General features: G+C 70.2%; 20 protein-coding genes. 12 read left to right on the plus strand and 8 right to left on the minus strand.

The genetic code is table 11. The features are described 5' to 3' along the window. Positions 1–90: 90 nt before the first annotated feature. From AB8M85_RS03740 to AB8M85_RS03755, 4 genes are all read right to left on the minus strand, one after another. Positions 91–912 (minus strand): ABC transporter ATP-binding protein, encoded by an 822-nt coding sequence (locus AB8M85_RS03740; RefSeq protein ID WP_372697414.1) that lies wholly within the window; start codon positions 910–912, stop codon positions 91–93. Continuing rightward, positions 909–3053: a dipeptide/oligopeptide/nickel ABC transporter permease/ATP-binding protein gene (locus AB8M85_RS03745; RefSeq protein ID WP_372697415.1), complete on the minus strand. Its 2145-nt coding sequence runs from the start codon at positions 3051–3053 to the stop codon at positions 909–911. Before AB8M85_RS03745 ends, AB8M85_RS03740 begins: the two co-directional genes overlap by 4 nt. A 3-nt stretch (positions 3054–3056) precedes the next feature. Continuing rightward, positions 3057–4013, minus strand: a complete 957-nt coding sequence (locus AB8M85_RS03750) for an ABC transporter permease (RefSeq protein WP_372697416.1) — start codon at positions 4011–4013, stop codon at positions 3057–3059. Between the two features lie 102 nt (positions 4014–4115). Beyond that, positions 4116–5729 (minus strand): ABC transporter substrate-binding protein, encoded by a 1614-nt coding sequence (locus AB8M85_RS03755; RefSeq protein ID WP_372697417.1) that lies wholly within the window; start codon positions 5727–5729, stop codon positions 4116–4118. A gap of 165 nt (positions 5730–5894) precedes the next feature. On the opposite strand from AB8M85_RS03755, the gene AB8M85_RS03760 reads away from it, so the two are divergent. Next, positions 5895–6641 (plus strand): FadR/GntR family transcriptional regulator, encoded by a 747-nt coding sequence (locus AB8M85_RS03760; protein WP_372697418.1) that lies wholly within the window; start codon positions 5895–5897, stop codon positions 6639–6641. A gap of 16 nt (positions 6642–6657) precedes the next feature. Here the strand turns inward: AB8M85_RS03760 and AB8M85_RS03765 are convergent, their stop codons facing one another. Further along, the gene (locus AB8M85_RS03765) at positions 6658–7221 is read right to left on the minus strand and encodes an acyl-CoA thioesterase (protein WP_372697419.1); all 564 of its coding nucleotides are present in this window, start codon (positions 7219–7221) and stop codon (positions 6658–6660) included. 157 nt (positions 7222–7378) lie between these two features. On the opposite strand from AB8M85_RS03765, the gene AB8M85_RS03770 reads away from it, so the two are divergent. After that, on the plus strand, positions 7379–8659 hold the full coding sequence (locus AB8M85_RS03770) for an MFS transporter (RefSeq protein ID WP_372697420.1): 1281 nt from the start codon (positions 7379–7381) through the stop codon (positions 8657–8659). Between the two features lie 13 nt (positions 8660–8672). Here the strand turns inward: AB8M85_RS03770 and AB8M85_RS03775 are convergent, their stop codons facing one another. Further along, entirely contained in the window at positions 8673–10592 is a 1920-nt protein-coding gene (locus AB8M85_RS03775) for a glycoside hydrolase family 15 protein (protein WP_372697421.1), read from the minus strand. 158 nt (positions 10593–10750) lie between these two features. Here AB8M85_RS03775 and AB8M85_RS03780 point away from each other — a divergent pair, with 158 nt between their 5' ends. From AB8M85_RS03780 to AB8M85_RS03810, 7 genes are all read left to right on the plus strand, one after another. After that, positions 10751–11536: a DeoR/GlpR family DNA-binding transcription regulator gene (locus tag AB8M85_RS03780; RefSeq protein WP_372697422.1), complete on the plus strand. Its 786-nt coding sequence runs from the start codon at positions 10751–10753 to the stop codon at positions 11534–11536. Next, on the plus strand, positions 11533–12534 hold the full coding sequence (locus AB8M85_RS03785) for a 1-phosphofructokinase family hexose kinase (RefSeq protein WP_372697423.1): 1002 nt from the start codon (positions 11533–11535) through the stop codon (positions 12532–12534). Before AB8M85_RS03780 ends, AB8M85_RS03785 begins: the two co-directional genes overlap by 4 nt. A gap of 2 nt (positions 12535–12536) precedes the next feature. Next, positions 12537–14543, plus strand: coding sequence for a fructose-specific PTS transporter subunit EIIC (locus AB8M85_RS03790; RefSeq protein ID WP_372697424.1), 2007 nt, complete (start codon positions 12537–12539; stop codon positions 14541–14543). Beyond that, positions 14540–16228 carry a phosphoenolpyruvate--protein phosphotransferase gene (locus tag AB8M85_RS03795; protein WP_372697425.1) on the plus strand — a complete coding sequence of 563 codons (1689 nt, stop codon included), beginning with the start codon at positions 14540–14542 and terminating at the stop codon, positions 16226–16228. The genes AB8M85_RS03790 and AB8M85_RS03795 overlap by 4 nt, the downstream gene beginning before the upstream one ends. An 80-nt stretch (positions 16229–16308) precedes the next feature. Next, entirely contained in the window at positions 16309–16587 is a 279-nt protein-coding gene (locus AB8M85_RS03800; protein WP_372697426.1) for an HPr family phosphocarrier protein, read from the plus strand. Between the two features lie 62 nt (positions 16588–16649). Continuing rightward, entirely contained in the window at positions 16650–16907 is a 258-nt protein-coding gene (locus tag AB8M85_RS03805) for a hypothetical protein (RefSeq protein WP_372697427.1), read from the plus strand. After that, positions 16904–17428, plus strand: coding sequence for a GNAT family N-acetyltransferase (locus AB8M85_RS03810; protein WP_372697428.1), 525 nt, complete (start codon positions 16904–16906; stop codon positions 17426–17428). The genes AB8M85_RS03805 and AB8M85_RS03810 overlap by 4 nt, the downstream gene beginning before the upstream one ends. 125 nt (positions 17429–17553) lie before the next feature. Here the strand turns inward: AB8M85_RS03810 and AB8M85_RS03815 are convergent, their stop codons facing one another. Both AB8M85_RS03815 and AB8M85_RS03820 read right to left on the minus strand, forming a co-directional pair. Next, positions 17554–17880, minus strand: coding sequence for a hypothetical protein (locus AB8M85_RS03815; RefSeq protein WP_372697429.1), 327 nt, complete (start codon positions 17878–17880; stop codon positions 17554–17556). Positions 17881–18027: 147 nt separating this feature from the next. Next, positions 18028–21720: a proline dehydrogenase family protein gene (locus AB8M85_RS03820; protein WP_372697430.1), complete on the minus strand. Its 3693-nt coding sequence runs from the start codon at positions 21718–21720 to the stop codon at positions 18028–18030. A gap of 184 nt (positions 21721–21904) precedes the next feature. Between AB8M85_RS03820 and AB8M85_RS03825 the strand changes: the two genes are divergently transcribed. The 3 genes from AB8M85_RS03825 (at position 21905) to AB8M85_RS03835 (ending at position 26223) form a co-directional block, all read left to right on the plus strand. Next, positions 21905–22834: a LysR family transcriptional regulator gene (locus AB8M85_RS03825; protein ID WP_372697431.1), complete on the plus strand. Its 930-nt coding sequence runs from the start codon at positions 21905–21907 to the stop codon at positions 22832–22834. Between the two features lie 161 nt (positions 22835–22995). Next, positions 22996–24516 (plus strand): sodium/proline symporter PutP, encoded by a 1521-nt coding sequence (gene putP / locus AB8M85_RS03830; RefSeq protein ID WP_372697432.1) that lies wholly within the window; start codon positions 22996–22998, stop codon positions 24514–24516. A 144-nt stretch (positions 24517–24660) separates the two neighbouring features. Then, a complete protein-coding gene (locus tag AB8M85_RS03835) occupies positions 24661–26223 on the plus strand; it encodes a S10 family peptidase (RefSeq protein ID WP_372697433.1) in 1563 nt (520 codons plus the stop codon). Positions 26224–26368 lie beyond the last annotated feature (145 nt).

Raw genomic sequence — 26368 nt, forward strand, 5'->3', positions numbered from 1 at the left:
GGGTGGTGGTTCCTGTTCTGGTGGGTGGTGCGGTGAGAGGTCATGCTGAGGCGGCCCTCGGGCGGGCCCGGGGTCTGGGCTCTCCGGCGCCTAGCCGGCGTGGAGCAGCGAGGGCGCGGCGCCGAGGAGCTTGCGGGTGTAGTCGTTCGTGGGCGAATCGAAGACCTGGGCCGCCGGGCCCTGCTCCACGATTTCCCCGGCGTTCATCACGCAGATCCGGTCGGAGACGTAGCGCACGGTCTGGATGTCGTGCGAGATGAACACCATGCCCAAGTTCAGCTCCGTCTTCAGGTCGGAGAGCAGGTTCAGCACCTGCGCCCGGACTGAGACGTCCAGGGCGGAGGTCGGTTCGTCGGCCACGATGATGTCCGGGTCCAGGGCCAGCGCGCGGGCGATGGCCACGCGCTGGCGTTGTCCGCCGGAGATCTGGTTGGGGAAGGCCGCGCCGGCGGAGGCCGGCAGGCCGACCAGGCCCAGCAGTTCGGCGGCCCGCTTGCTCCGGCTGGCCGCCGATCCGATGCCGTGCACCACGAGCGGGTCCATCAGGATGTCGCGCACCTGCATGCGGGCGTTCAACGCCGTGGCGGGGTCCTGGAAGACGACCGAGACGCTGCGCCCGAATTCCCGGCGCAGTGCGGCATTGCGCTTGACCGCCGGCTTGCCGCGGAAGAGCACCTCGCCCGAGGTGGGTAACTGCAGCCCGACCAGCACCGAGGCGAGCGTGGACTTGCCGCAGCCGGACTCGCCGACGATGCCGACGGTCTCACCGCGGCCCACGCTGAAGTGGACGCCGTTGACGGCCTTGACGACCAGGGGCTTGAAGGCCTTGCCCGACCGGGCCCGGTGGTGGACGTGCAGGTCCTTCAGTTCTATGACCGGGGTGGGGCTGCTGGTCGATGCGGGCTGGCTCATGCCTGCGCTCCCTTCGTGGTGGTTCCGGCCGGCGCCAGGGTGGGGGCCTCCGGCTGCGGGCTGGCCCAGACGTGGTCGGCGTGGCCGTCGACCGGGGTGAGGACGAGCCGCCGGGACGGATCGGCTCCGGGCTGGGTCGAGCGGTCCGCGAAGCGGTCCCCGTCGGCGAAGTCTCCCGGGCTAGGCACGGTCCCCGGAATCTGGTGCAGGCGTTCGGCACCGGATTCGATGGAGAGCACGGAGCCGAGCAGCCCCCGGGTGTATTCGTGGGTCGGACGCGACAGGATCGAACGGACGGGGCCGGCCTCGACGACCTGCCCGGCGTACATGACGGTGACCCGGTGGGCCAGCGAGGCCACCAGCGCCAGGTCGTGGCTGACGAACACCATGGCGAACCCGAGCTGCTCGCGCAATTCGTTGAGCAGGTCCACGACCTGTTTCTGCACGGTCACATCCAGTGCGGTGGTCGGCTCGTCGCAGACCACCAGCTTGGGCTTGCGGGACAGGGCCATGGCGATGAGCACCCGCTGGCGCTGGCCGCCGGAGAGTTCGTGCGGGTAGGACTTCAGCGTGCGCGCCGGGTCGAGCTTGACCAGTTCGAGCAGTTCGGCCGGGCTCTTGCGTCCGCCGCGGCGGGTGAGCTGCGCGAGCTGGTCCTTGATGAGCATCGAGGGGTTCAGCGAGGACAGCGCGTCCTGGTAGACCATGGCGATCTGCTCGCCGCGCAGGCCCTTGTAGACCCCGGCGTCGCCGGCGCGGGTGCCGCCCCGGCCGTCGGGGGGCAGCAGTTCGCGGTCCCCGAAGCGGATGGAGCCGGTGATGCATGCGGTATCGGGCAGCAGTCCCATGACGGCCAGCGAGGTGATCGACTTGCCGCAGCCGGATTCGCCGACCAGGCCCATCGTCTCGCCCTCGCGGACGGTGAAGGAGACGTTGTCCACGATCCGGGTCTCGCCATAGCGGTCCGGGAACCGAATCGAGAGGTCGCGGACCTCCAGGACCGGCGCGGCGCCGGCTCCCCCGTTCGCCAGCTGGAGCCGGTCGGTGCGCCGGGCCTCGACCTCGGCGAGCCGGTCGAGTTCGGCGGCCAGGCGGCGGCGTTCGGCCCCGCCCTGGTCCCCGGCCAGGGCGTCTGCGGCCGGGATGGGTGTCCCGGCCCCGTCGGCGGCGCCGGTGGCCGGTTCGGCCAGCCCGCCGGTGGTGTGCTGCACGGTGGAGTCCGCAGCGGCGGCGGCCTCGGCCGTGGCGGTGTCCGCGGCCGGGGTGGTGGCGCCGCGCAGCTTGGGGTTGACCAGGGCGTCGGTCATGCCCTCGGCCAGGATGTTCAGCGCCAGCACGGTCAGCAGGATGACCAGGCCGGCGAAGGTGGTGGCCCACCAGGCGCCGTTGAGGACCAGGGTGCGGCCGTAGGAGATGACGTTGCCCCAGGAGGGGGCGGGGTCCTGCACGCCGGCGCCGAGGAAGGACAGCGAGGCCTCGAGGATGATCGCGTCGGCGACCATGACCGTCGCGAAGACCAGGACCGGGGCGGCGCAGTTGCGCATGATGTGCTTGATGAGGATGTAGAAGCGTCCGGCGCCGATCACGCGTTCGGCCCGCGAATAGTCCTCGTCCCATTGGGAGAGCACGTTGGCCCGGACCACGCGGGCGATCTGCGGGGTGTAGATGACCGCGATGGCCACGATGATCACCGGGATCGTGTTGCCCAGCGAGGCCAGCAGCGCCGCGGCCAGGGCGATGCCGGGGAAGGCCATCAGCATGTCCATGATGCGCATGATGACCTCGTTGGCCCACTTGCTGCTGGTCGCGGCCAGCGAGCCGAGCAGCCCGCCCAGCAGCAGGGCCAGGGCCACCGAGCCCAGGCCGATGACCAGGGAGGTCTGGGCGCCGAAGAGCAGGCGGGAGAAGATGTCGCGGCCCAGCCGGTCGGTGCCGAAGAGGTTCTCGGCGCTGGGGCGCTGGGCGGGGATGCCGGAGGCCAGCGGGCTGTGCGGGGCCAGGACCGGTGCCAGGACCGCCGCCAGGGCGATCAGCACCAGGAAGACCAGGGCGACCTTCGAGCCGAGCGTCAGCGAGGTCAGGCGGGTGGCGCCGGTACTCAGGCGTTCCACCAGTGCGTTGCGGGGTGCCAGGGGAGCCATCGGCTACACCGTCCTAATGCGGGGGTTGATGAGCAGGTAGACGAGGTCGACGACGATGTTCACGAGCACGAACGTCACGGCGATCGCCAGGACGACGCCCTGGACCAGGTTGGTGTCGTGGGCGGTGATGCCGTTGAGGATCAGCTGGCCCATGCCGGGCAGCGAGAAGATCATCTCGATGACGACGGCGCCGCCGAGCAGGTAGCCGATGCGCAGGCCCAGCACGGTCACCGGGGTGACCAGGGCGTTGCGCAGCACGTTGCGGGAGATGACCTCGTTGCGGGGCACGCCGTTGCCGATCGCGGTGCGGACGTAGTCCTTGTCCAGCTCCTCGACCATGGAGGTGCGCACCACGCGGATCAGCGAGGCGGAGACCGGGATGGCCAGCGCCAGCGCCGGCAGGGTCATGTGGCGCAGCCAGGCGCCGAACCCCTCGCCGGGCCCGGGCATGCCGCCGGAGGGGAAGAGCGGGTTCGCGCCCAGGGCCAGCCACTGGATGAGCAGGATGCCCAGCCAGAACGACGGCGTGGCGACCGCGGCGATGGAGAAGACGCGGATCAGCTGGTCGGGCAGCTTGTCGCGGTAGAGGGCCCCGAGCACGCCGAAGGCCAGGGAGATCACGACGGCGATGACCACGCCGAACGCCGTCAGCTGCAGCGTGAGCGGGAAGGCCTGGGCGATCATCCCGGCGACCGGGCGCGAGGGCGGGGTGGTCACGCCGAAGTCCAGGGTCAGCAGGCGGCCCAGGAAGGCCACGTACTGCACGGGCAGCGGGAGGTTCAGGCCGCGTTCGGCGCGGTAGGCCTCCTTGGCGTCGAGGCTGGCGCCTTCGCCCAGGGCCATCGTGGCCTCGTCGCCGGGGGCGAGCTTGAGGATCACGAAGACCAGGAACGTGACGCCCAGGATCATCAGCGGCAGGGCCGCCAGTCGGCGCATCAGCAGTCGCAGGAGGGTTCCCACGGTTGGACTCCCATGTGTCGGGGATGGATGTACTCGAAAAAGGTGGTGCGTGCCGGCGTCGTCAGGGGGACGACGACGGCGGCACGCACCGCTCGTTGGCTGCTACGCCTTGGGCTTGACTCCCACGAAGGAGACGCCGGTGGTGGGCAGGGGCTGGAAGCCCTCGAGCTTGTTCTCGTCCCAGGCGGTGGGCAGCTGGCGGTGGAAGATCGGGTACAGCGGGGCCTCCTCGGCCACGGTGTTGATGACCTCGCCCCAGGCCGCCTTGGCCTTGGCCTCGTCGGCGGACTTGGCGGCCTCGTCGAGCTTGGCCTGGACCTTCTGGTTGGCGGCGGTCTTGTCCCAGCGGAAGCGGTTCTTGGGCCAGACGTCGCCACGGTAGAACCAGCTCAGCAGCAGGTCCATGTCGTTGCCGAACACCGAGGGGTCGCCCGGTGCGACGACCACGGAGAACTTCCCCGTGTCGACGTTCTCCCCGTACAGGGCGCCGGACTGCAGGTTCTTCATGGTGGCCTTCACGCCCGGGATCTTGTTCCAGGATTCCAGGATCAGCGGCGCGACATCCTTCACCCAGGAGGTGTCGGTGGTCAGCAGCTCGAATTCCAGCGAGGTCACGCCGGCGTCCTTGAGCAGCGACTCGGCCTTGGCCGGGTCGTAGGTGTAGACCGTGGAGGCCTCGATGTACTGCGGGTGGGTGTCCTGGACGTAGGAGGTGGCCGCCTTGGCGTTGCCCAGCAGCGCGGTCTTGATGATGGTGTCGGTGTCCAGCCCGTAGTGCAGTGCCTGGCGGACCTCCTTCTGGTCGAAGGGCGCCTGGGCGCAGTTGAACATCAGGAACAGCAGCCCGAAGGACTGCACCGATTCGACGTTGATCTTCGCCTTGAGCCGGTCGACGTCCAGGTAGGGGACGTCCTCGATGGCCGAGACGCGCCCGGATTCGGCGGCGGTGACGCGTGCGGCGGCGTCGGAGAGCAGGTACCAGGTCATGTTCGTCGCACCGGCCGGGTACTGGCCGTTGTAGTCCTCGAACTTCTTGAAGACGATCTTGTCGTCCTTGGTCGCCGAGACCAGCTGGTACGGGCCCGAGCCGACGGGCTTCGCGTCGAAGGCCGCTTGGTCCTTCTTGGCGAGCTTCTTCGGGACCACCTTAACCACCGAGATGCGGGTCGGGAACAGCGGGAACGCGTACTTCAGGTTGAAGACGACGGTGTCCTTGCCCTTGGCCTTGACCGACTTGATGAAGGGAACGAACTGGGCGAACAACGAGGCGTTCTTCGGGTCCAGCACGCGCTCGAACGAGTAGACGACGTCGTCGACGGTGACGTCATCGCCGTTGTGGAACTTCGCGCCGGAACGGAGCTTGACCTCCCAGGTCGTGTCGTCGACCTGGTTCGGCTCGGCGGCGGCCAGGGCCAGATACGGCTTACGGGTCGCCGGATGCAGGTCCACGAGTCCCTCGAAGATGTGCATGTTGGCCGCGAACGGCGTGGCACCCGAGGAGGTCATCGGGTCGAACCCGGTGGACAAGGCGTAGGAGATCCCGGCTTCGATCGTGTCGGCGCCCGCGCCGCCGGAAGCGGCGCCGGCTCCCGAGGAGCTGGGGCCACCGCAGGCGGCGATGCTCGCGGAGAACGCGGCGGCGGCACCCATGAGGCCGGAGACCTTGAGGAAGTTGCGTCGGCTGCCTTCTTTGGCGGCCAAGTCGCTGAGGGACATGATTACCTCTTCTGTACGAATGAGAAGTCGGACGTAGGATGTCCGACGTAATGATGTAGACTGTAAGCCGAATCACAGAGCGGGGTCAAGTGCCCGCCCGAAGGTTTTGACAGGACATCGACACCCCGGCCAGGCATGCACCGGTCCGGGGACACGCGAAAGGAAATGGCCATGACCGCTCCAGCGCGCCACGTCCGGCTCGGGGCCCAGGAACGCCTACGCGCCCTGACCTCCGACATCATGGACCTCATCATCGACCGCGGGCTCCGCGCTGGGGATTCACTACCAACCGAGAACATCCTCACCGAGGAGCTCGGCGTCGGGCGCAATACGCTGCGCGAGGCGATCAAGGTGCTGCAGGCCCTGGGGGTCGTGGAAATCAGGCACGGGTTCGGCATGTTCGTCGCCTCCAACAACCTGGTGGCCCTCGCCGACAGCCTCACCTTCCGGGGGCGGATGTCCCTGCGGCACAAGGGCCACGAGGCCCACGAACTCGTGGAGGTCAGGCAGGCACTGGAAGCCGGGCTGATCGGCTCGGCCATCGACGTGCTCGACGAGGAACAGCTCCGGGAACTGGAGGCCCTCGCGGTGACCATGGAGGAACGGGCCGCCGGCGGGCAGTCCTTCGTGGAGGTCGACCAGGAGTTCCACCGCCTGCTCTTCTCCTGCCTGGAGAACGAGCTGCTGACGAATCTGCTGGGCGTCTTCTGGCAGGTCTACCGCACGATCCACGAGGCCATCGACACCGGCGACGACGGCAACCCCATCGCTGGCCTGGCGGAAACGGCGAAGATCCACCGCGACATCGTCGAGTCCGTCCGCATCAAGGACAAGGCGCTCGCCGCCGAGCTGATGCACCGACACTTCGACGGGATCCGCAGCCAGCTCACGGAGTTCGCCCTCGAGGCCTGAGGCCGCAGCCCGGCCGCTACCGCCGGAGCCCGGCGGCCCAGGAGTGCGGGGCCGGCTTGCGCGCACCGGGCAACGCGGTCGACTCCCGCCACCGCGTCGCCCACTCCGGGAGATCGAGTCCTGCCGGGACCTCGACGCCGAGCTCCGCGAGGATCTCCTCGTTGGACACCGGCCCCTGGCGCCCGAGCAGGCGCGTGCAGATCAGCGCGCTGGCATAGACCTCGCCGTCGGCAACGATCCGCTGCTCGAAGTAGATGCTGCGCTCGTCCATCCCTGCAATGCGGGTCTCGACGCTGAAGCGCTGGTTGAAGACGACCGACTTGCGGAAGGTGATGGTCTCGGCCTGGACGACCGGCGTCCAGCGCTTGCGCCGCATGGCGTCCCAGCTGCCGGCGCGGACCATGAGGTCGAAGCGCCCCAGGTCGAAGATCGAGAAATACATGCCGTTGTTGATGTGCCCGGCGATGTCGATATCCGTCAGCAGCGCCCGCATCGGCAGCGAACCCACCCCGAACAGGTCGAGCTGCGGGCGGCGACGGGCCTTCAGGAGCATGAGCCAAAGACGGAAGATCATGTGCATGCCCCCATGTTACCTGCGGGTAACTACGACGGCGAGCCTTCAGTGATTGACCCAACCCAACCAGTGGTTGCACACTGGTTCACGGGACGTCCGCACGGCGCCCTTCACATCCCGGGCCGGTGCCACGCACTGCCCGCGCTCCCCCGAGGAACAGACCATGGCCCCGCGCGCCCTCCGGCCCTTCGCGCACCGCGACTACCGCATCCTGATCGCCGCCATGGTGGTTAGCGTCTTCTCGCACGGCATGTGGGCGGTGGCGATGGTCTACCAGGTCAAGCGGCTGGGTGGCGGTCCGGTGCAGTTGTCCTTCGTGGCGACCGCCACGAGCATCGGCCTGCTGGCCTTCGTGCTGATCGGGGGGATCACTGCCGACCGCGTCTCCTGCCGGCGCATCGTCATCGCCGTCGAGGCCACCAGCCTGGCGATCATGGCCACGGTGGCGGCCCTGGCGCTCGGCGGCATCCTCGAGCTGTGGCACCTGGTCATCGCCGGCTTCCTGGTCGGGACGGGTGCCGCCTTCTTCTTTCCCGCCTATTCGGCCCTGCTGCCGCGCATCCTGCCACCCGAGGACCTGCTGGCGGCGAACGGCGTGGAGGGGACGGTGCGTCCGGTCCTGCAGCAGGCCGCAGGCCCGGCCGCGGCGGGCATGATCGTCGCCGCGTTCGCCCCCGCCTATGCCATCGCCGGCATGGCGGTGTGCCATCTGCTCGCGGTGTCCGTGCTGCGCGCCATCAGCCACGCCTCCGCCTACGATGCGCACCTTGAACCGGGCGAGGTGCGCCCCAGCGCGCTCGCCGACCTCCGCGAGGGCGTCGCCTACACCGTCAGGACACCGTGGCTGTTGTGGACGCTGCTGTTCGCGGTCCTGTCGGTCCTGAGCTTCATCGGGCCGATCGAGGTGCTGCTGCCGTTCATCGTCGGCGGGCAGCTCGGCGGGGATGCCCAGGCCTTCGGACTGGTGCTGGCCGCCTTCGGCATCGGCGCCGCGTCCGGTTCGCTGCTGACCGCATCCCGGCCCCTGCCCCGGCGCTACCTGACCTGGATGGTGGCGGTCTGGGCACTCGGGACGCTGCCGTTGGCTGCCGTCGGCGCGGTGACCGGCCTGTGGCAGTTGGCCGCGGTGCTCTTCGTCGTCGGGGCGACCGGCGGCATCGGCCAGGTCATCTGGGGCACGCTGCTCCAGCGCCGGGTTCCGCGCCGCATGCTCGGCCGGATCTCCAGCCTGGACTTCTTCGTCTCCCTGGCCCTGATGCCGGTGTCGATGGCGTTGGCCGGCCCCGTCGGCGAGGCCGTCCCCCTGTGGGTCGTCTTCGTCGTCGCCGGCGTCGTGTCCCCGGTCATCGGTGTCATCGCCTGGCTGGCCGGGCGCATGGGCCGCGACGAGATCGCCCATCCGCTGGACGCCAGGCTCTCGACTCCCCTCGCTGCGGCCGGTTGACGGCCGCGGCCGGTCAGACGGCGTGCTGGGCGTGCCCGTTGATCGCGTCCGCCGCCCTGATGAGCGTCAGGTGCGAGAACGCCTGCGGGAAATTGCCGGCCATGCGGTCGTCGATGGTGTCGTACTCCTCGGACAGGAGGCCCAGGTCGTTGGCGTAGCCCACCAGCTGGTCCATCAGCCGCCGGGCGTCGTCGATGCGCCCGGAGCGGGCATACTGTTCGACCAGCCAGAACGAGCAGGCCAGGAACGGATGCTCGGTGCCGGAGAGCCCGTCCTTGCCCGCGGTGGTCCGGTACCGCAGCAGCAGGCCGGCGTCGTCCATCAGGTCGCGCTCGAGGCGAGCCACCGTCCCGAGCATCTTGGGGTCGTCGTAGGCGATGAATCCGACCTGCGGCAGCACCAGCAGCGAGGCATCCACCTCGGTATCGCCGTAGGTCTGGCGGAAGGTGTTGGCCCCGGCATCGAAGCCGTGCTCCATGATCTCGGCGTGGAGGCGGTCGCGCAGCTTCTCCCACGCCTCGGCATCGCCCTCGAGCCCGTGCTCGCGCACGGCCCGGACGCCGCGGTCGAACGCGGCCCACATCATCACGCGCGAGTGGGTGAAGAACTTCAGGGGCCCGCGCATCTCCCAGATGCCGTGGTCCTTGTGGTCGATGTGCTTCTCGACGTAGCCGAGCAGGGTCTTCTGCAGCGGCCAGGAAAAGTGGTCCTCGACCCCGCCCATGTTGCGCAGCTTCTCCAGGGCCACGAGCACCTCGCCGACGACATCGCCCTGGTACTGGTCCACCGCGCCGTTGCCGGCGCGGACCGGAAGGGAGCCCTCGTAGCCGGGCAGGTGGTCCAGGATGCGTTCGGGCAGCCGCCGCTCGCCCGCGACGCCGTACATGATCTGCAGGTCCTCCGGATCGCCGGCAACGGCACGCAGCAGCCAGTTGCGCCAGTTCATCGCCTCCTTCTCATACCCGTGGGTCATCATCGCCTCGAGCGTCAACGCCGCGTCGCGCAGCCAGCAGAACCGGTAATCCCAGTTCCGCTCGCCCCCGAAGTCCTCCGGCAGCGACGTCGTGGGTGCGGCAACGATGCCGCCGGTTTCCTCGTGCGTCAGGGCCCGCAGCACCAGCAGGGAACGCTTGACGATGTCGTGGTAGGACTCCTGCGCCGGGATGTCCTTGGCCCAATGCTGCCAGTAGGACATCGTGGCCTGAATGTTCGCCCCGACGTCGATGCGCGGCGGGGCGTCCTTGTGCGAGGCGAACCAACACAGCTCGAAGTCGATGGTCTCGCCGGCGGCGACAATGAAGTCCCCGACGTGCCGCTGGTCTTGGCCGTGGGGCAGCCGATCGGCATGCAGCACCATGGCGTCCGGGCCCGCCACCGCCACGATGGAAGTCACCCCGGTCTCCGGGTCCTGGTGCCGGCGGACCCACGGGACCACCGAGCCGTCGCCGAAGCGGAAGCTGATTTCCTGGTGCATCCTCACGCTGCCGGCCAGTCCCTCGACCCGGCGCACGATCGAGGCCCGCTCGTCCCCCACAGGCATCAGGTCGGTCACCAGGACCTCGCCCTCGTCGGCCTTCCACAGGGTGCGCAGCACGAACGTCGAGTCCACGTAGGTCCGCTGCACGACGACCGGGCGCTCTTCCGCCGCCGGGTCCTGCGCATCGCCCTGCGCATGCGGCTCGTCGGGGCCGGCCTGGCGGGAAGCCTGGCGCCGCTCGGCGCGCCGAGCTGGGTGTTCTGGCTCGCAATCGTCCACAGCGCCCGCCGGCGCCAGCAGCCACCGTCCGTGTTCGGCCCCGCCGAGCAGGGCCGCGAAGGAGGCATCGGAGTCAAAGCGGGGGAATCCCAACCAGTCGACACTGCCCGATTCCGACACCAGCGCCCCGGTGTGCAGGTCGGACAAGAGTGCATAGTCTTCGATCAATGAGGCCATCCCCCTAGCCAACCGCAGCAGCCCCAGCGGGGCAAGCCGTTCGCCCCCAAGCCCGTTTTCTTTTGTTTTTCTTTTTTTCTGTTGACTTCTTGAGGTAGCGCAATCTAAAGTCAACGAAACGCAGATCATTGTGATGAGGACCACCGAAGGGACGGCACATGTTCGCCGAGGAACGACAGCGGCTGATGGTCGAGCTGGTGTCCAGCACCGGCCGCGTCACGGTCGCCGACCTGGCAGCGCAACTGGACATCACCCGCGAGACCGTCCGCCGCGACCTGGCCCAACTCGAGCAGGAGGGCCGGCTGCGCCGCGTCCACGGCGGGGCGGTTGCCGGCGGAGGCGCCAGCACGGCCGAGGAGAGCCTGAGCGTGCGCACCTCGCTGAACCACGGGCAGAAGTCCCGCATCGCCGCCCGTGCCGTGGAATTGCTGCCCACCGGCGCCAGCTCGGTGGTGCTCGATGCCGGCACGACGACGGAACTGCTCGCCCAGGCGATGGCCTCCACGCTTCCCGCCCAGCGCAGCAACGACCTGCTGGTCCTCACGCACTCCGTCCCCGTCGCCTACCGCATCGCCCGGGCGGGGTCGTTCCAGCTCGAGGTCATCGGCGGCCGGGTCCGCGCGCTGACCAGCGCCGCCATCGGCACCTCCACCATCGACCAGTTCCGCGCCCTGCGTCCCGACATCGCCTTCGTCGGCGCCAACGGCATCCACGCCAGTTTCGGGTTGAGCACCCCCGACCCGCTGGAGGCGGCGGTGAAGTCCGCGATCGTGGCCTGCGCACGCCGCGTCGTCGTCCTGGCCGATTCCAGCAAGCTCGGCCAGGAAACCCTCCTCCGCTTTGCCGGCCTGGACCAGGTCGACACCCTGGTCACCGACACCACACCGGACACCGGGCTCGCCGCCGCCCTCGAGGACGCCGACGTGGAGGTCGTCCTCGCATGATCACCACCTTCACCGCCAACCCCAGCCTCGACCGCACCATCGAACTCGGCGCGCCCCTCTCCCGCGGGGCCGTACAGCGGGCCCTGGCCGCCGGGGCGCAGTCCGCGGGCAAGGGCGTCAACGTCGCCCGCGCCCTGGTCGCCGCCGGGGTGCCCGCCCTGGCCGTGCTCCCCGGGGACGCCACGGACCCGGTCGTCGTCGGCCTGGGCATCGACGGGCTGCCCCACCGGGCGCTGCCGATCGGGCAACCGCTGCGCAGCAACGTCACCCTGACCGAGCCGGACGGGACCACCACCAAGGTCAACGAGCCAGGCCCCACCCTCGACGCGGCGGCGCAGCAATCGATCGCCTCGGCGCTGTCCGAGGCCGCCGCCGGCTCGTCCTGGCTCGTGCTGGCCGGCTCGCTGCCCCCGGGGCTGCCCACCGGCTTCTACGCCGACACCATCTCCGCCCTGCACGCCGACCTCGGCGAGCGCTGCCCGCAGATCGCCGTCGACACCTCGGACGCGCCCCTGGCCGCCCTGTATGCCCAGCCGGGCCGGCTGCCGGATCTCATCAAGCCCAACGCCGCCGAACTGGCGGAGTTGACCGGCACCTCCTCCGAGGGCGAGCTCGAGGCCTCCCCCGAACTGGCCGCCGCCGCGGCCCGCCGGCTCGTCGACCAGGGCACCGCCGCCGTCCTGGCCACCCTCGGTTCCCGCGGCGCCGTCCTCGTCACTGCCGCCGGGGCCTGGCTGGCCACCCACGAACCCGTGCGTGCCCGCAGCACCGTCGGGGCCGGCGACTCGGCACTGGCCGGCTACCTGCTGGCGCACGACCGCGGCGCCACACCTCCCGACTGCCTGCGCTCCGCCGTCGCCTACGGCGCCGCGGCGGCCTCCCTCCCCGGCTCGCTGATCCCCACCCCGGACCAGACGACCCCGGACCACGTCACCATCACCTCCCTGGCCCCGGCCGTCCCACCGCTGGCCGCCTCGACCCAGACCCCCAAGGAGTAGCCATGTCCGAACTCATCACCGACGAACTGGTCCTGCTGGACCGCGACCTCGGCGGCACCAGCGCCGAGGTCATCCGGGCCCTGGCCGAGGTCGTCGCCAGCGCCGGACGTGCCCGCAACGCCGCGGATCTGGCGGCCGACGGCATCGCCCGCGAGGCGAAGACGGCGACCGGCGTCCCCGGCGGCATCGGCATCCCGCACTGCCGCTCCTCAGCGGTCACCCAGGCCACCCTCGTGATGGCCCGCCTGGCCCCGGCCGTCGACTTCGGCGCCAAGGACGGACCGGCCGACCTGGTCTTCTTCATCGCCGCCCCCGAAGGCGCCGACCAGCAGCACCTCAAGCTGCTCTCGAAGCTGGCCCGGTCGCTGGTCAAGAAGGACTTCACCGCGGCACTGCGCTCGGCCGGCACCGCGGCCGAGGTCGTCGACCTCGTCGACGCCGCCATCTCCCCCGCGCCCGCCCAGCCCGCGGCCGCACCCGCGGCAACCGAGGGTGGAGAGCCGGCGCCCCGCCGTCGTTCCCTGGTCGCCGTGACCGCCTGCCCGACCGGCATCGCCCACACCTACATGGCCGCCGACTCGTTGGTCGCGGCGGCTGCCGAGGTCGGCGTCGACCTCCAGGTCGAGACCCAGGGGTCGGCCGGTGCCACGCCGCTGGACCCGTCCGTCATCGCCGCCGCCGATGCAGTGATCTTCGCGGTCGACGTGGACGTCCGCGACAAGGACCGCTTCGCGGGCCTGCCCGTGATCCAGGCGCCCGTCAAGCGCGGCGTGGACGAACCCGCCCGACTCGTCGCCGACGCCCTGGCCGCGGCGGAGAACCCGAACGCCCGCCGCGTCCCGGCCGGCACCGGCGGCTCCGGGGACACCGCCACCGGCGAGGGCAGCGAACGCCTCGGGGCGGCCCTGAAGCGCTCTCTGCTCACCGGCGTGAGCTACATGATCCCCTTTGTCGCCGGGGGCGGGCTGCTCATCGCCCTAGGCTTCCTGCTCGGTGGATACGACATCACCGAGGTCGCCGACCAGGTCAGCGTGCAGAACACCCTGTTCAACCTGCCCGACGGCGGCCTGCTCGCCTACCTCGGCGCCGTCGCGTTCAAGATCGGCAGCCTCTCGATGGGATTCCTGGTCCCGGTCCTCGCCGGCTACATCGCCTACGCGCTGGCCGACCGGCCGGGCCTGGCCCCGGGCTTCACCGCCGGCGCGGTCGCCGGGTTCATGGGGGCCGGGTTCCTCGGCGGCATCGTCGGCGGCCTGCTCGCCGGCGTCGTCGCCCGCTGGATCGGCAACTGGCGGGTGCCCAAGCTGCTGCGCGGGCTGATGCCGGTGGTGATCATCCCGCTGATCGGCTCCATCCTCGCCTCCGGCGCCATGTTCCTCTTCCTCGGCGGCCCGATCGCCGCCCTGAGCACGGCGCTGAGCAACTGGCTCTCCGGCATGTCCGGCACGGCCGCGGCCCTGGTCGGGCTCATCCTGGGCCTGATGATGGCCATCGACCTCGGCGGACCGGTCAACAAGGTCGCCTACGCCTTCGCCGTCGCCGGCCTGGGCACCGGATCGGTCACGAACCAGGCCCCGTGGGAGATCATGGCCGCGGTCATGGCCGCCGGCATGGTCCCCCCGCTGGCCCTGGCGCTGGCCACCACTCTGGACAAGAGGCGCTTCACCGCCGCCGAACACGAGAACGGCAAGGCCGCCTGGCTGCTTGGTGCCGCGTTCATCTCCGAGGGCGCCATCCCGTTCGCCGCCGCCGACCCGCTGCGCGTCATCCCCGCGGGCATGCTCGGCGCCGGCGTCACCGGTGCCATGGTGATGGGCTTCCACGTCACCAGCCAGGCCCCGCACGGCGGGCTGTTCGTCTGGTTCGCCATCGGCAACCTGGCGATGTTCCTGGTCTCCATCGCCGTGGGCATGGTCCTCTCCGCCCTCGCGGTTCTGGCACTGAAGCGCTACGCCCGCCGGTCCCCCGCCGCCGGATCGGCGGCCGACACCGAGAAGGTGGCGGCATGAGCCCGTCGTTTGCCGGGGTCGGGGTCAGCGCCGGCCGGGTCATCGGCCCGGTCCGCCGGATGCCGAACCCGATCACCGCCCCCGCCGACGGCGCACCCCTTCCCGAAGGCACCACCGCCGAGCGGGAATCCGCACGACTGGCCGACGCGGCACGGACCGTCGCCGCAGGCCTCAGGGAACGGGCCGCAACGGCCACCGGCGATGCCGCAGACGTCCTGAAGGCCACGGCCCTGATGGCCTCCGACAAGACCCTACTGAAGGCGGCGGTGAGGCTCGTGGACTCCGGCACGTGTGCCGAATCGGCGGTCTGGGAGGCCGCCGACGCGGTCGCCACGCAGCTCACCGCACTGGGCGGCTACATGGCCGAACGCGCCACCGACGTCCTGGACGTCCGCGCCCGGATCGTGGCCGAATTGCGCGGCGTTCCCGCTCCGGGCATCCCGGCTGCCGAGGAGCCGTTCGTGCTCTGCGCCCTCGATCTGGCTCCGGCCGACACGGCGACCCTGGACCCAGCCCGGGTCCTGGCCCTGGTGACCAGTGAGGGCGGCCCGCAGTCCCATACCGCCATCGTTGCCCGGTCCCTGGGACTGCCCGCCATCGTGGCGGCTCCCGGCACCGTGGACCTGGCCGATGGCGACGTCGTCTTCGTCGACGGCATCGACGGCACCGTGGTCCGCGACCCCGGCGCCGAGGAAACCGCCCTGGCCGCGGCCTACGCCGCCCGCGTCCCGCTGCCCGCCTTCACCGGCCAAGGCCAGCTCCGCGATGGCCACCGCGTCCCGCTGCTGGCCAACGTGGGCAGCGGAGCCGACGCCGTGGAGGCAGCAGCCGCCGGAGCAGAAGGCGTGGGCCTGCTGCGCACCGAATTCTGCTTCCTGGGGCGGGACACCGAGCCCAGCGCCGAGGAACAGGTCCGGGCCTACCGCGCGGTCTTCGAGGCCTTCGGCGACTCCAAGGTGGTCGTGCGCACGCTCGATGCCGGGGCCGACAAGCCCTTGCCGTTCCTCACCGACTCCACGGAACCCAATCCGGCCCTCGGGGTGCGCGGCTACCGCACCGATGCCGCCGTACCCGGCGTGCTGGAACGCCAGCTGGCGGCCATCGCCGAGGCGGCGCAGGGCACCGAGGCCGAGGTGTGGACCATGGCCCCGATGATCTCCACCCCGACGGAGGCGGCGGCCTTCGCCGCCCGCTGTGCCGCCGCCGGACTGCGGACCCCAGGCGTGATGGTGGAGGTTCCCTCCGCTGCCGTCATGGCCCGGCACGTCGTCTCCGAGGTGGCCTTCGCGTCCATCGGCACCAACGACCTGACCCAGTACACGATGGCCGCCGACCGCCAACTCGGTCCGTTGGCCGAATTCAACGACCCGTGGCAGCCTGCCGTGCTCCACCTCATCCAGACGACGTGCGAGGGCGGGACCGCTGCGGCCGGTGGGCCGAAGCCCGTGGGCGTCTGCGGCGAGGCCGCTGCCGATCCGGCCCTGGCCGTAGTCCTCGTTGGACTCGGCGTGTCCACGCTGTCGATGAACCGACGGGCACTGCCTGCGGTGGCAGCCATCCTCAGGACGGTGGACCGCTCCGATTCACAGCGGATCGCCCGGCTGGCCCTGGGCGCCGGCTCAGCGGATGAGGCCCGTACGCTCGTCCGCGCCGAGTTGCCGGACCTCGACGTCTACGGGCTCTAACCCGGCGGACCCACCTTCCAACCATCTCCATTCGATACACTCCGTCGACCCACCCCATCAATACACCCCAGGAGAACACCATGGCAGAACGTACAGCCACCATCGCCAGCCGCGTCGGCCTCCACGCCCGCCCGGCAGCCATCTTCGCCGAGGCCGCCGGCGACCTCGACCTCGAGGTCACCATTGCCCTCGAGGGCGAGCCGGCCGACGAGGCCCTGGATGCCTCGAGCATCCTGTCCCTCATGGGCCTGGGCGCCGAATACGGCACCACCGTGGTCCTGCGGGCCGACGGCGAAGGAGCCGAGGCCGCCCTCGACCGGCTGGTGGCCATCCTGGAAACGGACCACGACGCCGAATAGCCCCCCCTCCGACGACGGGCTGCCCCCGGCGTTGTCTATAGTCGGGTCATGAACAACCGGTGTTGAGGCACGTGCTCCTGCTCTGCTCCTGCGCGGCCGTGATCGCCGGCATCGTCGTCACGGCCGCGGCGTCCTCCCAGCCCGCGACGATCGGATGGTTCGGTTACACGCCGCTGTCCGCCGGTGACCGCCTCGAAGGCCTGCATGTGGTGTCGACCACGGGCTTGGTGGGCTTCGCCGTCCTGAGCCTTGGCCTGATCGCGCTGGCGTTCTGGGCCTGCCTGCACCTCGGAACCCGCCGGGTCGGGGCCCTCCCGTGAACGGCGAGCAGCACTGCCGGGCCAGCGCCAGTCACAAGCCACCCGGGTCGCTGCCCCCGTCGGTCGCCCTGCGCCCCTTCCGTGCAAGTGACGCCGGGTTCATCATCGAGCTGGCGTCGGACGAGCGGGTGACCCGCTACGTCGGTGATGGGCGGACTTGGGACCGGCCCTACACCGAAGACCGCATCCAGGCGGCCCTCCGGAACGGTCCGCTCGACCAGGACGGTGCCACCCGCTGGTTTCTGGCGGTAGTGGCCGGCGACCCGGTGGGTCTGCTGGTCGCCATGCGCCGGGTCGGCGGGGTCGAGATCGGGTACTGGGTCTCCCCCGGCCACTGGGGTCGCGGCATCGCCGGCGCCATGGTCGACGCAGCCGTGGCCACGGTTCCCGCCCTCTATGGAACGGACGCGCTCACCGCCCGCGTCCACCCCGACAACGCCGTCTCCGCCCGGCTGCTCACCCGACGCGGATTCGGGCCTGCCGGACACCACGAGGGCGTCGACCACTACCGGCAGGAGTAACGCCGATGGCGGCGTCCCGCTGCCCGCCCCAACGCGGCACCGTAGACCACATGTGCCGTGAACATCGTCCACGACCTGGCAGGTTTGTCCCGGTGGGCCGGCGGCAGGATCCCCAGCAGCGGCAATCATCCCTCGTACCCCACGGCCCACACGGCGATGCCGTAGAGGGCGCCCGTCCACCCGTTGCGGTGCTCCGGCGCGACCAGGACCCCGTAGGCCGCCCCCGCGCCGACACCGTAACCGAGGTGGGAGACCAGTGCCACGGACGTGGTTGCGTCCTCCGACAGGCCGGGCAGCAGGTCCTCGATGATGATGCGCGGGGGTTGTCGGTCCATGACCCCGAAGAGGTCGGAAATCCCCAGTGCGGCGCTCATGGCTGCCGTGCCCGCCACACCGGCGAGCGCCCCGGAGAAGCCGCGTTTGACGATGCCCTCCACCTGTCTTCCGTCCATGGCCCATGGTAGGCCCGGCAGATAGGGTTCTGGCCAGTTTTTCGGGGCGGGTCGACGACAGACGGAACCGTCGCCTCGCCGTGCACCCCCGGATACAGCGGCGGCCCGGGCCGTGGAGCCCGGGCCGCTGCTGCTGGGATCGGCTCCCTAGAGGATCGCGTCGGTGAGGTGGTTCGGGGTGCCGAACCGGTGGGCGGTGATCGAAATGGCCTGTTCACGCAGGAACGGCAGCAGCTCGACCCGGCCCGCGGCGACCACCGGGTGGTCGTAGACGGCCACGTCGGGCTTGCCCTGGGCCGCGGCGTAGGTGTCCTGCGCGGAGGCGCCGATGTAGCGGATCCGCGCACCCGAGTCCGGTCCTGTCTTGGCGGCCAACCGCCCCACCCGTCCGGCCCAGGCGGCGCCGTCCTCGACCGCCACCTGCACGCCTTCCGCCCGGAGCGCGGCGAGCACGCGGGCGGGCAGGTCGGCGGACACGCTGACCGTGATGCCGGAGCCCGGGCGGGTGCTGGTGCCGGCCCGGCCGCTGATGCCGTGGGTGCTGGTCGCCGCATGGGCGCCGAGCCCGGCGGAGACCACGCGCAGCAGCTCGGCCAGCCCATGGCCCGAGGTGGCCTGTTCGTAGCGGATGGTGACCGGGACGGGGCGGTAGCGGAAGACGTTGCGCTCGGCCTGCAGCGCGGAGACGTCCTTCGCGACGCCGAATTCGCCGGCCAGCTGGGCGGCGTCGGTGGCGCGGGCGCCCTGCAGCCAGGCGAAGTCGCCGGGTTCGATGGCGTTTCCGGACGCCGTGCCGGCCTCGGCCGCGACGATGCCGAGGATGTCGCTGCCGCCGGCGACGTCGGCGTAGGAGCCCTCCGAGGTGTCCATGCCCGTGGCCGTGCGCACCGTCGCGTGCGAGACGGCGGCGTGGGATTCGGCGGCGGCCATGGCCTGGGCGCTGACCGGGGCGTCGGCCCAGGAGCCCATGCCGACCAGGTAGTTCGGGCCGCCGGCCTTGGTCCCGGCACCGACGGCCGATTTCTTCCACCCGCCAAACGGCTGGCGGCGCACGATGGCGCCGGTGATGCCGCGGTTGATGTAGAGGTTGCCGGCCTGGACGTTGTCGAGCCAGTACGCCAGCTCCTCCGGGTCCAGCGAATGCAGCCCGGAGGTGAGCCCGTAGTCGATGTCGTTGACGATGCCGACCGCTTCCTCAAGCGTCCCGGCGGTCATGACGCCCAGGATCGGACCGAAGTACTCGGTCAGGTGGTATTCGGAGCCGCGCTGCACGCCCGAACGCACGCCCGGGCTCCACAGCTTGCCGGAGTCGTCGAGCTGGCGCGGCTGCAGCACCCACTGCTCGCCGGGACCCAGCGTGGTCAGCCCGCGCAGCAGCTTGCCCTGCGCCGGTTCGATGACCGGGCCCATCTGCGTCCCGGCGTCCACGGGGTAGCCGACCTTCAGCGACCGGACGGCATCGACGAGCTGGCTGTGGAAGCGCCGCGAGGTGGCCACGGAGCCGACGAGCACCACCAGCGAGGCGGCGGAGCACTTCTGCCCGGCGTGCCCGAAGGCCGAGGCGGCCACGTCGCGGGCGGCCAGGTCCAGGTCGGCCGACGGGGTGACGATGATGGCGTTCTTCCCGGAGGTCTCGGCCAGCAGCGGCAGGTCCTGGCGGAAGGAGCGGAACAGTTCGGCGGTCTCGTAGCCGCCGGTGAGGATCAGCCGGTCGACGCTGGGGTGGGAGACCAGCCGGGTGCCGAGGTCGCGTTCGGAGAGCTGGACATAGGAGAGCAGCTCCCGCCCGATCCCGGCGGCGTCGAGCGCCTCCCAGATGGCCTCGACCATGACGGCACCGGAACGGGCGGCCTGCTTGGCCGGTTTGATCACGACGCCGGATCCGGACGCGAGTGCCGAAAGGGTGGAGCCGGCCGGGATGGCGACCGGGAAGTTCCACGGCGGGGTGACCACGGTCAGCCGCGAGGGGATGTAGGTGGCGCCGTCCACGTCGTCGAGCGCCCGGGCGGACTCGGCGTAGAAGTGGGCGAAGTCGATGGCCTCGGAGACCTCGGGGTCGCCCTGGTCGAGCGTCTTGCCGCATTCGGCGGCCATGACCTCCAGCAGCTCGGCCCGGCGGGCGGCCAGCCGCTCGCCGGCGTGGTGCAGGACGGCGGCGCGCTCGGCACCGCTGAGCTTCCCCCAGGCCTCGGCGGCGGCGTGGGTCGCGGCGACGACGTCGTCGACCTGCCCGGTGGTGGTCAGCGTGTGCGCCTCGATGGTCGCGGTGCCCAATGTGGAGCCGGGGACCCGGGCGAGGATTCCGGCGCCCCAGGCCCGGTTGCCGGGCAGGTCGGGGTCGGTGTCCGGAGTGTTGGCGAACCCGCGTGCCCCGGAGGCGAGTTCGGCGACCTCGGTGGCGGCAGCATCGGCGTCGTACTCGCGGCGGTCCTGGATCCGGTTGGGGGCCGGGACCGCGTCGCCGAGGTCCTCAAGGGAGGCGAGGAAGCGCTGCTTTTCGCGTTCGAACAGGGCCTCGTTGCCGTCGAGCTCGAAGACCGCGGACATGAAGTTCTCCTGGCTCGCGCCCTCCTCGAGGCGGCGGATCAGGTAGGCGATCGCGACGTCGAACTCGCCGGGGTGGACCACCGGGGTGTAGAGCAGCAGGGAGCCGACGTCGGCCTTGACGGCCGCGGCCTGGCCGGTGGCCATGCCCAGCAGCATCTCGAAGTCCAGCCCGTCGGTGATGCCGCGGGCCTCGGCCAGCAGGTGGGCCAAGGCGATGTCGAACAGGTTGTGCCCGGCCACGCCCAGGTGCACGTTGGCGATGTGCTCCGGGCGCAGGGCGTAGTCCAGCACCGACTTGTAGGAGGTGTCGGTGGCCTGCTTGGAGTGCCAGGTCGCGGTGGGCCAGCCGTGGATATCCGCCTCCATGATCTCCATGGGCAGGTTCGCGCCCTTGACCAGGCGGACCTTGGCCGGGGCTCCGCCGGCGGCGACGCGTTCGGCGGCGAACTCCTGGAGGGTCATCATCGCGGACAGCGCGTCCGGCAGGTAGGCCTGCAACACGATGCCTGCCTCGACGTCACGGAACTCGTCCAGCGAGAGCAGGCGCATGAACACCGCCATCGTCAGGTCGAGGTCCTTGTATTCCTCCATGTCCAGGTTGATGAACTTGCGCGGGGAGGCATCGCGGGCGATCCGGTAGAGCGGGGCGAGCTTGTCCACGATGTGCCCGACGGCCTCGTCGAACGCCCAGTGGTTGTGCGGGGCAACGGTCGAGGAGACCTTGATGGAGACGTAGTCGACGTCGGGCCGGCGCAGCAGGCGCTGGGTGCCCTCCAGCCGGCGGTCGGCTTCCTTTTCACCCAGGATGGCCTCGCCGAGCAGGTTGATGTTCAGCCGGACGTCGTCGCGCTTGATCTTCGCGATGGCCGGGCCGAGCTTGGCATCGGTGGCATCGACGATCAGGTGGCCGACCATCTCGCGCAGCACCCGGCGGGCGATGGGAATGACCAAACCGGGAACCACGGGGGCCATGACGCCGCCGAGCGCGACGGCCGAGCGCATGTACCAGGGCAGGAACCCAGGGACCTGGGGGGCCAGGGACCGCAGGTTGCGGGCGGCGACGTGCAGGTCCTCGGGACGGATGACGCCGTCGACGAAACCGACGGTGAAGTCCAGCCCTTTCGGATCCTTCAACACGCCGGCGAGCTGCTGGGCCGAGGCGTCGACAGGTTGTTTCGCGCCTTCGACGAGCCAGCGCCGGACCAGGGCGACGGCGTCATCGGCGAGATCCTTCGGGGAAGCCAGGGTGTCCGGCTGCCCGGACGGGGAAACAGACGGGGAAACGTTGGTCACTTCGGTGGTGCTCCTAGCAGGACAAGACCGGTGGATACCGGCCGCGCGACAATGGGGCAGAGTCCCCCACACCTTTCAGTATCGAAGTCCCGTGGCTTAAGGAAAAGCGACGATTAGTGAACAATGAGATGAAGCAAACGTGATGGTTTGATGGTGGTTCCGCTGGAGCCCGGAGGGAGGCCCCATGCTCGAGGTCCGACGGCTGCGCCTCCTGCGCGAAATGAGCATCCGCGGCACCATCGCCGGCGTGGCGGCGGCGTTGAACTACAGCCCCTCCGCCGTTTCCCAGCAGCTGGCCCTGCTGGAGAAGGAGACCGGCGTGGTCCTGCTGCGTCGCAGCGGACGGCGCCTGGCCCTCACCCCGCAGGCACAGGTCCTGGTCGCCCACACCACCGAACTGCTCGAGTCCCTCGAACGGGCCGAGGCCGCGCTGGCGAGCACCTTGCCGGAGACCTCCGGGACGGTCCGCCTGGCCATGTTCCAAAGCGCCGCCCTGGCCCTGCTGCCCGGTGCGCTGGCACGGCTGCGCGCCGACCACCCGGGGGTCAGGGTGGAGATGACCCAGCACGAGCCGGAGACGGCGCTCCACGAGACGTGGGCACGGGACTTCGACCTGGTGGTGGCCGAACAGTACCCGGGCCATGCGATGCCGCGCTACCCGGGGCTGGACCGCCGGCCGCTGGTGCTTGACTCGATCCGGTTGGGCGTCGCGGACCCGGAACTGCTCGGCCTCTACGTCGAGTCCCTGGAGCAGGCCGCCCGCCTGCCGTGGGTGATGGAACCACGCGGAACGGCATCACGACACTGGGCCGAACAACTGTGCCGCTCCACCGGATTCGAACCGGACGTGAGGTACGAATCGGCGGACCTGCAGGCACACATCGCCCTCGTGGAGTCGGGGAACGCCGTCGCCCTGTTGCCGGACCTGGTGTGGGCCCACCGGAACCCACAGCTCCGCTCCATCGAGGTGCCCTCACGTCCGTGGCGCACGGTCTTTACGGCCGCGCGCGAATCCAGCACGCAGAATCCCGTCATCGCCGCTGTGCGCAGCGCCCTCGAGACGCAGGCGGATGGGCTCGCGGAGAATTCCCCGAACGTGGTCACGAACATGTAACAGCGGCGTGACACCGATCACATGTCAAGTGCGTTGGTGCCATACTCGGGAAGACCACTCACTCGCACCGCCCGGCATTCGCCAACCGAGAGCGCCGGACGCACCGTTCCGTGGCACACCCTGGGGGCGGCACATCCCAACAACCGGACAATTGAGGAACCATGTCTGAACATGCATTCCAGCTGGCGGCCATCGTCGTCTACCTCGCGGCCATGCTGGGCATCGGCTATTTCGCCTTTCGCCAAACCAAGGACCTGGACGACTACATGCTCGCGGGCCGTGGCCTGAAGCCCGGGGTCGCAGCACTTTCCGCCGGCGCTTCCGACATGTCGGGCTGGCTGCTGCTCGGCCTGCCCGGGGCGATCTACGCATCGGGCCTGATCGAGGCCTGGATCGCCATCGGCCTGACCATCGGCGCGTGGCTGAACTGGAAGTTCGTTGCCCCGCGCTTGCGCTCCTACACGGAGGTCTCGCAGAACGCGATCACCATCCCGAGCTTCTTCGAGAAGCGGCTCAAGGACAACTCCCACGTCCTGCGCATCGCCTCATCGCTGATCATCCTGGTTTTCTTCACCTTCTACGTCTCCTCCGGCATGGTCGCGGCGGGCAAGTTCTTCGAGAGCTCCTTCGGATGGCCCTACCTGGTGGGCATGGCAACGGTGGCCATCGTCACCCTCGCCTACACGCTCTTCGGCGGATTCCTCGGCGCGACACTGACCGACGTGGCCCAAGGGCTGCTGATGTTCGCTGCCCTGATCGCCGTACCCATCGTGGGCGTCATCGCCACCGGCGGCATCGGCGCCACCATCGACGGGATTAAGCAGGCACAGCCCGGTGCGCTGAACCTCTTCAACGGCCTGGGCGTCGACCCGACCGGGATCTGGCTCCTGGGCGTCATCTCCGCGGCCGCATGGGGCCTCGGCTACTTCGGCCAGCCCCACATCATCGTCCGCTTCATGGCGCTGCGCACCCCCGCCGACGCGAAGGTCGGCCGGCGGATCGGCATCAGCTGGATGGCGATCTCAGCGCTTGGCGCCGTGGCCACGGCCCTGGTCGACATCGCCTACTTCGCGGACGATCCGGCCAAGGAGATCACGGACCCCGAGACGGTGTTCCTGCTGCTCAGCCAGATCTTCTTCCACCCGTTCATCGCCGGCCTGGTCCTCGCAGCGGTCCTGGCCGCCGTAATGTCCACCATCTCGTCGCAATTGATCGTCTCCTCCTCCGCCCTCGTAGAAGACCTCTACAACATCGTCGGCCGGGAGACCACGGCCAAGAAGCAGGTCATGCTGGGGCGAACCGGCGTCCTGGTCATCGCGGTGGTCGCGTTCCTGATCGCCTTGGACCGCGACGCGAGCGTCCTGCAGCTGGTTTCCTTCGCTTGGGCAGGTTTCGGCGCTGCCTTCGGCCCCCTGGTGATCCTGAGCCTGTACTGGCGCAAGCTGACCACCGCGGGAGCCGTCAGCGGCCTGATCGTGGGGGCGGTCACCGTGTTCGTCTGGGGCAAGATCCCCGAGCTGCACAGCTTCCTGTACGAGATCGTCCCGGCCTTTGCCCTGAACGTCATCGTCGCCGTCATCGTCTCGCGCATGACCCACAAGGAGAACCCCGTCATCGACGGCGAATTCAGCGAGATGGAAACCCAGGTCAGCAGCACGGCGAAGGCCCGCGCCCGCAGCTGACCAGCATCCCCACCTGCCGCCGAACACGGCAGCACGGCCCCGGAACCGGCACCGCCGGCCGGGGCCGTGGCACGTCCACGACCTTCCGGCAGCCGGCGTGGTGCCCCTGCCTGGCGCCGAATCCCGTGCGGTACGCTCAAACCCATGGCAGAGCAGACATCCCCGGCCTCCGCATCCCCGGAGCCGGCCAACGCCTTCCCGCCCGCCGACCGAGACCAGGACAAGGCATCCACCGGCCCGGCGGTGGCCGATGACTTCGTCGTCCGCAGGCACCAGACCGCCTCGGGCCTGGCCTACACCAGTACGACCGGCCGGATGGTCCTGCGCCGCGAAGAGGCCCTCAACGGGACCAACGGCGGTCACCTGCCCAAGGCCGAGATCTTCCTGGTCGCCTATACCGCGGACGCCTCGGGCGACGCCGACGCCACGGCCGACGAGGCTGGCCAGAACCGCACACCCAACCCCCGCCCGGTCGTCTTCGCCTTCAACGGCGGGCCGGGCTCGGCCAGCCTCTGGCTGCACCTGGGCTTGTTGGGCCCCCGCCGTGTGCACACCGGCGATGTCGGAGCCATGACGCCGCCGCCGTACGCCCTCGTGGACAACCACGAATCCCTCCTCGAACACGCCGACCTGGTCGTCATCGACCCGGTCGACACGGGCTATTCCCGGGTGGTCGACGGCGGCAAGACGGACGAGTTCCACGCCTTCATCGAGGACCGCGACCTCATCGCGGAGGTCATCCGCCTGTGGACCACCCGCAACGGCCGATGGCTCTCCCCCAAGTACCTGGTCGGCGAAAGCTACGGAACGCTGCGCGCCGTGGCCGTGGCGCGCCGGCTCTACGACGCCCACGGCCTGGCCGTCAATGGACTGGGGCTGATCAGCACCGTGCTGAACCTCTCCACCCTGGACTTCCAGCCGGGCAGCGACACCCCCTACGCGCTGCACCTGCCCACCTACGCGGCCATCGCCCACCACCACGGCCGGCACGGAAACCGCCCGCTGGCCGAGGTCGTCCGCGACGCGCAGGACTACGCCTCCGGCGACTACGTCCTGGCCCTGCACCTGGGCAGTCGGCTGACCAAGCGCAAGCACGACGCCGTCGTGCGCCACCTTGCCGAACTGACCACCTTGTCCGAGGCCTTCATCCGCCGGACCAACCTGCGCTGGGACTACATGGAGTTCGCCACCGAGCTGCTGCGCGAGCGGGGCCTGCTCGTCGGGCGCATCGACGGCCGGTTCACCGCGCAGCCACCGCGCGCCCAGGAATCCCACACCTGGGAAGACCCGAGCATGCGGGCCATCACCGGCCCCTACGCCGCGGCCATCAACCACTATGTCCGCACTGAGCTGGGCTACGAGTCGGACCTGCCCTACGAGGTCCTGACCGGCAGGGTCCAGCCGTGGAGCTACCGCACCTTCGAGGGCGCGCCGGTCGATGTCTCCGGCGATCTCGAGCGGCTGATGGTCGACTTGCCGGACCTGCGTGTGCACGTGGACTACGGCTACTTCGACGGTGCGACCCCGTTCACCGCCACCGAGTACACCTGGGCCCACCTCCAGCTGCCCGAGCAGGCCCGGAACCGGTTCTCGCACCACTACCACGAGGCCGGGCACATGATGTACCTCAACAACGAGTGCCGTCTGGCCCAGTCCGCCGCCCTGGCCGACTTCGTCTCCGGCCCGGGGGCCTCGCCCGCGTCCTGACCGCCGTGTGCAAGGACCGCACACGATGCCGCACACGATGTACTGACTCCGTCAAAAGTGCTTGGTATCATGGCGAACAGCCCCGCCGGGACGTTGTGATCCCGGGGGCACAAGGCCCACAACTGTGGGAGACGCAAGGAGGGAC

It is taken from the genome of Arthrobacter sp. JSM 101049 (assembly GCF_041679245.1).
Classification (GTDB): Bacteria; Actinomycetota; Actinomycetes; order Actinomycetales; family Micrococcaceae; genus Arthrobacter_H.

What these genes read in the sequence shown, in the direction of transcription:
- putP (WP_372697432.1), top strand. Translation starts at nt 22,996, where the DNA reads ATGTCTGAACATGCATTCCAGCTGGCGGCCATCGTCGTCTACCTCGCG.
- AB8M85_RS03775 (WP_372697421.1), bottom strand. Translation starts at nt 10,592, where the DNA reads ATGGCCTCATTGATCGAAGACTATGCACTCTTGTCCGACCTGCACACC.
- AB8M85_RS03755 (WP_372697417.1), bottom strand. Translation starts at nt 5,729, where the DNA reads ATGTCCCTCAGCGACTTGGCCGCCAAAGAAGGCAGCCGACGCAACTTC.
- AB8M85_RS03835 (WP_372697433.1), top strand. Translation starts at nt 24,661, where the DNA reads ATGGCAGAGCAGACATCCCCGGCCTCCGCATCCCCGGAGCCGGCCAAC.
- AB8M85_RS03780 (WP_372697422.1), top strand. Translation starts at nt 10,751, where the DNA reads ATGTTCGCCGAGGAACGACAGCGGCTGATGGTCGAGCTGGTGTCCAGC.
- AB8M85_RS03740 (WP_372697414.1), bottom strand. Translation starts at nt 912, where the DNA reads ATGAGCCAGCCCGCATCGACCAGCAGCCCCACCCCGGTCATAGAACTG.
- AB8M85_RS03815 (WP_372697429.1), bottom strand. Translation starts at nt 17,880, where the DNA reads ATGGACGGAAGACAGGTGGAGGGCATCGTCAAACGCGGCTTCTCCGGG.
- AB8M85_RS03795 (WP_372697425.1), top strand. Translation starts at nt 14,540, where the DNA reads ATGAGCCCGTCGTTTGCCGGGGTCGGGGTCAGCGCCGGCCGGGTCATC.
- AB8M85_RS03800 (WP_372697426.1), top strand. Translation starts at nt 16,309, where the DNA reads ATGGCAGAACGTACAGCCACCATCGCCAGCCGCGTCGGCCTCCACGCC.
- AB8M85_RS03765 (WP_372697419.1), bottom strand. Translation starts at nt 7,221, where the DNA reads ATGCACATGATCTTCCGTCTTTGGCTCATGCTCCTGAAGGCCCGTCGC.
- AB8M85_RS03760 (WP_372697418.1), top strand. Translation starts at nt 5,895, where the DNA reads ATGGCCATGACCGCTCCAGCGCGCCACGTCCGGCTCGGGGCCCAGGAA.
- AB8M85_RS03770 (WP_372697420.1), top strand. Translation starts at nt 7,379, where the DNA reads ATGGCCCCGCGCGCCCTCCGGCCCTTCGCGCACCGCGACTACCGCATC.
- AB8M85_RS03825 (WP_372697431.1), top strand. Translation starts at nt 21,905, where the DNA reads ATGCTCGAGGTCCGACGGCTGCGCCTCCTGCGCGAAATGAGCATCCGC.
- AB8M85_RS03785 (WP_372697423.1), top strand. Translation starts at nt 11,533, where the DNA reads ATGATCACCACCTTCACCGCCAACCCCAGCCTCGACCGCACCATCGAA.
- AB8M85_RS03745 (WP_372697415.1), bottom strand. Translation starts at nt 3,053, where the DNA reads ATGGCTCCCCTGGCACCCCGCAACGCACTGGTGGAACGCCTGAGTACC.
- AB8M85_RS03790 (WP_372697424.1), top strand. Translation starts at nt 12,537, where the DNA reads ATGTCCGAACTCATCACCGACGAACTGGTCCTGCTGGACCGCGACCTC.